Origin of the sequence: Moraxella sp. E33BD (assembly GCF_041807865.1) — a bacterium.
In the GTDB taxonomy this organism is placed as follows: domain Bacteria; phylum Pseudomonadota; class Gammaproteobacteria; order Pseudomonadales; family Moraxellaceae; genus Moraxella; species Moraxella haemolytica.
In genome coordinates, this window is the sequence record NZ_JBGTZD010000024.1 from 1 (window position 1) to 5357 (window position 5357).

General features: G+C 48.1%; 2 tRNA genes and 3 rRNA genes. All 5 read left to right on the plus strand.

Annotated features, from left to right (window positions below):
- The first annotated feature begins 180 nt into the window (after positions 1-180).
- Positions 181-1712 (plus strand): 16S ribosomal RNA (locus ACERC6_RS09995).
- Positions 1713-1773: 61 nt separating this feature from the next.
- Positions 1774-1850: transfer RNA gene (locus tag ACERC6_RS10000), tRNA-Ile, on the plus strand.
- A gap of 4 nt (positions 1851-1854) precedes the next feature.
- A tRNA-Ala gene (locus ACERC6_RS10005) sits at positions 1855-1930 on the plus strand.
- A gap of 267 nt (positions 1931-2197) precedes the next feature.
- Positions 2198-5055: ribosomal RNA gene (locus ACERC6_RS10010) — 23S ribosomal RNA — on the plus strand.
- A 131-nt stretch (positions 5056-5186) separates the two neighbouring features.
- Positions 5187-5300, plus strand: a 5S ribosomal RNA gene (gene rrf / locus ACERC6_RS10015).
- The 16S, 23S and 5S rRNA genes sit together here with 2 tRNA genes alongside, the layout of an rRNA operon.
- The last annotated feature ends 57 nt before the right edge of the window (positions 5301-5357 follow it).

Sequence of the window (5357 nt, forward strand, 5' to 3'; positions counted from 1 at the left end):
ACACTATTTAAAATCCAAACTAAAGAACAACTTGTGTGGATTTTTGCTAATACAAGATAATACAAAAATTATCATTTATCAAGCAAAAATACTCAAAGTTAATTCATTTACACGATGAGCAAATTTGCTAGTAATAAATGAGCCAAGATTGACCCACTTAATGGGTTACTTAGAAAGATTAAACTGAAGAGTTTGATCATGGCTCAGATTGAACGCTGGCGGCAGGCTTAACACATGCAAGTCGAACGATGACGCTCTAGCTTGCTAGAGAAGATTAGTGGCGAACGGGTGAGTAATGCTTAGGAATCTGCCTATTAGTGGGGGATAACGTAGGGAAACTTACGCTAATACCGCATACGTCTTACGAGAGAAAGGGGGCTTTTAGCTCTCGCTAATAGATGAGCCTAAGTCGGATTAGCTAGTTGGTGGGGTAAAGGCCTACCAAGGCGACGATCTGTAGCTGGTCTGAGAGGATGATCAGCCACACTGGGACTGAGACACGGCCCAGACTCCTACGGGAGGCAGCAGTGGGGAATATTGGACAATGGGCGAAAGCCTGATCCAGCCATGCCGCGTGTGTGAAGAAGGCCTTTTGGTTGTAAAGCACTTTAAGTGGGGAGGAAAAGCTAGTTGCTAATACCAGCTAGCCCTGACGTTACCCACAGAATAAGCACCGGCTAACTCTGTGCCAGCAGCCGCGGTAATACAGAGGGTGCAAGCGTTAATCGGAATTACTGGGCGTAAAGCGAGCGTAGGTGGCTGCTTAAGTCAGATGTGAAATCCCCGGGCTTAACCTGGGAACTGCATCTGATACTGGGTGGCTAGAGTAGGTGAGAGGGAAGTAGAATTCCAGGTGTAGCGGTGAAATGCGTAGAGATCTGGAGGAATACCGATGGCGAAGGCAGCTTCCTGGCATCATACTGACACTGAGGTTCGAAAGCGTGGGTAGCAAACAGGATTAGATACCCTGGTAGTCCACGCCGTAAACGATGTCTACCAGTCGTTGGGTCTCTTGAAGACTTAGTGACGCAGTTAACGCAATAAGTAGACCGCCTGGGGAGTACGGCCGCAAGGTTAAAACTCAAATGAATTGACGGGGGCCCGCACAAGCGGTGGAGCATGTGGTTTAATTCGATGCAACGCGAAGAACCTTACCTGGTCTTGACATACAGAGAATTCGCTAGAGATAGCTTAGTGCCTTCGGGAACTCTGATACAGGTGCTGCATGGCTGTCGTCAGCTCGTGTCGTGAGATGTTGGGTTAAGTCCCGCAACGAGCGCAACCCTTTTTCTTAGTTACCAGCGATTTAAGTCGGGAACTCTAAGGATACTGCCAGTGACAAACTGGAGGAAGGCGGGGACGACGTCAAGTCATCATGGCCCTTACGACCAGGGCTACACACGTGCTACAATGGTTGGTACAAAGGGTTGCTACACAGCGATGTGATGCTAATCTCAAAAAGCCAATCGTAGTCCGGATTGGAGTCTGCAACTCGACTCCATGAAGTCGGAATCGCTAGTAATCGCAGATCAGAATGCTGCGGTGAATACGTTCCCGGGCCTTGTACACACCGCCCGTCACACCATGGGAGTTGATCTCACCAGAAGTGGTTAGCCTAACGCAAGAGGGCGATCACCACGGTGGGGTCGATGACTGGGGTGAAGTCGTAACAAGGTAGCCGTAGGGGAACCTGCGGCTGGATCACCTCCTTAACGATATTATCTGATTAGCAAGAATTCACAACAAGTTGTTCTTTAGTAAGATGTTTAAAACGGGTCTATAGCTCAGTTGGTTAGAGCACCGTGTTGATAACGCGGGGGTCATAAGTTCAAGTCTTATTAGACCCACCATATTGGGGTTATAGCTCAGTTGGTAGAGCGCCTGCCTTGCACGCAGGAGGTCAGGAGTTCGACTCTCCTTAACTCCACCATATTTAAACATCAAAAGCATACATAAGCAATTTGATAAGAGATTTCTTATTTATGCTTTAACTTTATGAACTGACGAAGTTCATATCATTATTTAACAACGAAAATATGAGTCTGGGTTAATTATTTAATTCCAACAAATAATTAACCATTCCAATCACACTCCACTTCTTTTATAGAAGGTGATTGGATAAAGTAAAGAGAACTGAATCAAGCGTAAACATAGGTAAATCGTTACACATTACCCATAAGACCCCTTGGGGTTGTATGGTCAAGTAATGAAGTGCACATGGTGGATGCCTTGGCAGTCAGAGGCGATGAAAGACGTGATAGCCTGCGATAAGCGTCGGTGAGGTGGCAATATCCTGTGACCCGGCGATTTCTGAATGGGGAAACCCACCTATCATAAGATAGGTATTCTATTCTTTGGATAGAAGGCAAACCGGGAGAAGTGAAACATCTCAGTACCCCGAGGAAAAGACATCAATTGAGATTCCCCAAGTAGCGGCGAGCGAACGGGGAGGAGCCGATCAAATTTACAGTAGCAAAATGGCGTGGGAAAGCCAACCATAGTAGGTGATAGTCCTGTATGCGAAACTGTTTATGAGACATATTAAGTAGGGCGAGACACGTGAAATCTTGTCTGAAGATGGGGGGACCATCCTCCAAGGCTAAATACTCCTGACTGACCGATAGTGAACCAGTACCGTGAGGGAAAGGCGAAAAGAACCCCTGTTAGGGGAGTGAAATAGAACCTGAAACCGTGTGCATACAAGCAGTCGGAGCGGACTTGTTCCGTGACGGCGTACCTTTTGTATAATGGGTCAGCGACTTATATTCTGTAGCAAGGTTAACCGTTTAGGGGAGCCGTAGGGAAACCGAGTCTTAATAGGGCGTCTTAGTTGCAGGGTATAGACCCGAAACCGAGTGATCTATCCATGAGCAGGTTGAAAGTGCCGTAACAGGCACCGGAGGACCGAACCCACTGTCGTTGAAAAGCCAGGGGATGACTTGTGGATAGGGGTGAAAGGCTAATCAAACTCGGTGATAGCTGGTTCTCCCCGAAAGCTATTTAGGTAGCGCCTCGGACGAATACCATTGGGGGTAGAGCACTGTTTCGGCTAGGGGGTCACACCGACTTACCAAACCGATGCAAACTCCGAATACCGATGAGTACTATCCGGGAGACAGACGGCGGGTGCTAACGTCCGTCGTCAAGAGGGAAACAACCCAGACCGCCAGCTAAGGCCCCAAATTCCTAGTTAAGTGGGAAACGATGTGGGAAGGCACAGACAGCTAGGATGTTGGCTTAGAAGCAGCCATCATTTAAAGAAAGCGTAATAGCTCACTAGTCGAGTCGGCCTGCGCGGAAGATGTAACGGGGCTCAAACTAGGAGCCGAAGCTGCGGATTTAATTGTTTCAATTAAGTGGTAGGGGAGCGTTGTGTAAGCCTGTGAAGGTGTATCGTAAGGTATGCTGGAGGTATCACAAGAGCGAATGCTGACGTGAGTAACGACAATGCGAGTGAAAAGCTCGCACGCCGGAAGACCAAGGGTTCCAGTCCAACGTTAATCGGGGCTGGGTGAGTCGACCCCTAAGGCGAGGCCGAAAGGCGTAGTCGATGGGAAATTGGTTAATATTCCAATACTTGTTTATGATGCGATGGAGGGACGGAGAAGGTTATGTCAGCCTGGCGTTGGTTGTCCAGGTGGAAGGATGTAGGTAGGTTTAGTAGGCAAATCCGCTAGACTATTACTGAGATCTGATAGCAAGCCAGTTTACTGGCGAAGTGGCAAATACCATGCTTCCAGGAAAAGCTTCTAAGCGATAGTCATAAACAAATCGTACCCGAAACCGACACAGGTGGTCAGGTAGAGAATACCAAGGCGCTTGAGAGAACTCTGCTGAAGGAACTAGGCAAAATGGTACCGTAACTTCGGGAGAAGGTACGCTGCCGATGGTGATAAGACTTGCTCTTTGAGCTGTTGGCAGTCGCAGATACCAGGCTGCTGCAACTGTTTATTAAAAACACAGCACTCTGCAAACACGAAAGTGGACGTATAGGGTGTGATGCCTGCCCGGTGCTGGAAGGTTAATTGATGGGGTTAGCGTAAGCGAAGCTCTTGATCGAAGCCCCAGTAAACGGCGGCCGTAACTATAACGGTCCTAAGGTAGCGAAATTCCTTGTCGGGTAAGTTCCGACCTGCACGAATGGCATAATGATGGCAGCGCTGTCTCCAGCAGAGACTCAGTGAAATCGAAATCGCAGTGAAGATGCTGTGTACCCGCGGCTAGACGGAAAGACCCCGTGAACCTTTACTACAGCTTTACATTGAACTTTGACCTAACTTGTGTAGGATAGGTGGGAGGCTTTGAAGTGGTGACGCCAGTTGCCATGGAGCCAACCTTGAAATACCACCCTGGTTATGTTGGGGTTCTAACTTAGATATAACAGTATCGAGGACAATGTATGGTGGGTAGTTTGACTGGGGCGGTCTCCTCCTAAAGAGTAACGGAGGAGTACGAAGGTGCGCTCAGAACGGTCGGAAATCGTTCAAAGAGTATAAAGGCAAAAGCGCGCTTAACTGCGAGACCCACAAGTCGAGCAGGTACGAAAGTAGGTCTTAGTGATCCGGTGGTTCTGTATGGAAGGGCCATCGCTCAACGGATAAAAGGTACTCTGGGGATAACAGGCTGATACCGCCCAAGAGTTCATATCGACGGCGGTGTTTGGCACCTCGATGTCGGCTCATCTCATCCTGGGGCTGAAGCAGGTCCCAAGGGTATGGCTGTTCGCCATTTAAAGAGGTACGCGAGCTGGGTTTAGAACGTCGTGAGACAGTTCGGTCCCTATCTACCGTGGGCGTTGGAAATTTGAGAGGATCTGCTCCTAGTACGAGAGGACCAGAGTGGACGAACCTCTGGTGTTCCGGTTGTTTCGCCAGAAGCATTGCCGGGTAGCTACGTTCGGATGGGATAACCGCTGAAAGCATCTAAGCGGGAAGCCCACCTCAAGATAAGATTTCCCTAAAGAGCCGTTGTAGACTACGACGTTGATAGGTTGGGTGTGGAAGCATGGTGACATGTGTAGCTAACCAATACTAATTGCTCGTTTGGCTTGACCATACAACACCCAAGTGGTTTAAAACCATTTCATGTGTTGTATAAGTAAGTGTAAAGATTTTACCTAACAAGCTTGAATCAATCTTGAATAAAAATAAAAAAACAGACTCATACAGCGTTGTTAATCCTTTTACGCTGACGACAATAGCAAGATGGAACCACCTGATCCCTTCCCGAACTCAGAAGTGAAACGTCTTAGCACCGATGGTAGTGTGGTTCGCCCATGTGAGAGTAGGTCATCGTCAGCATCTTATTTCAAACCCCTCACATTGGAAGATGTGGGGGGTTTATGTTTGGGGGGGTTG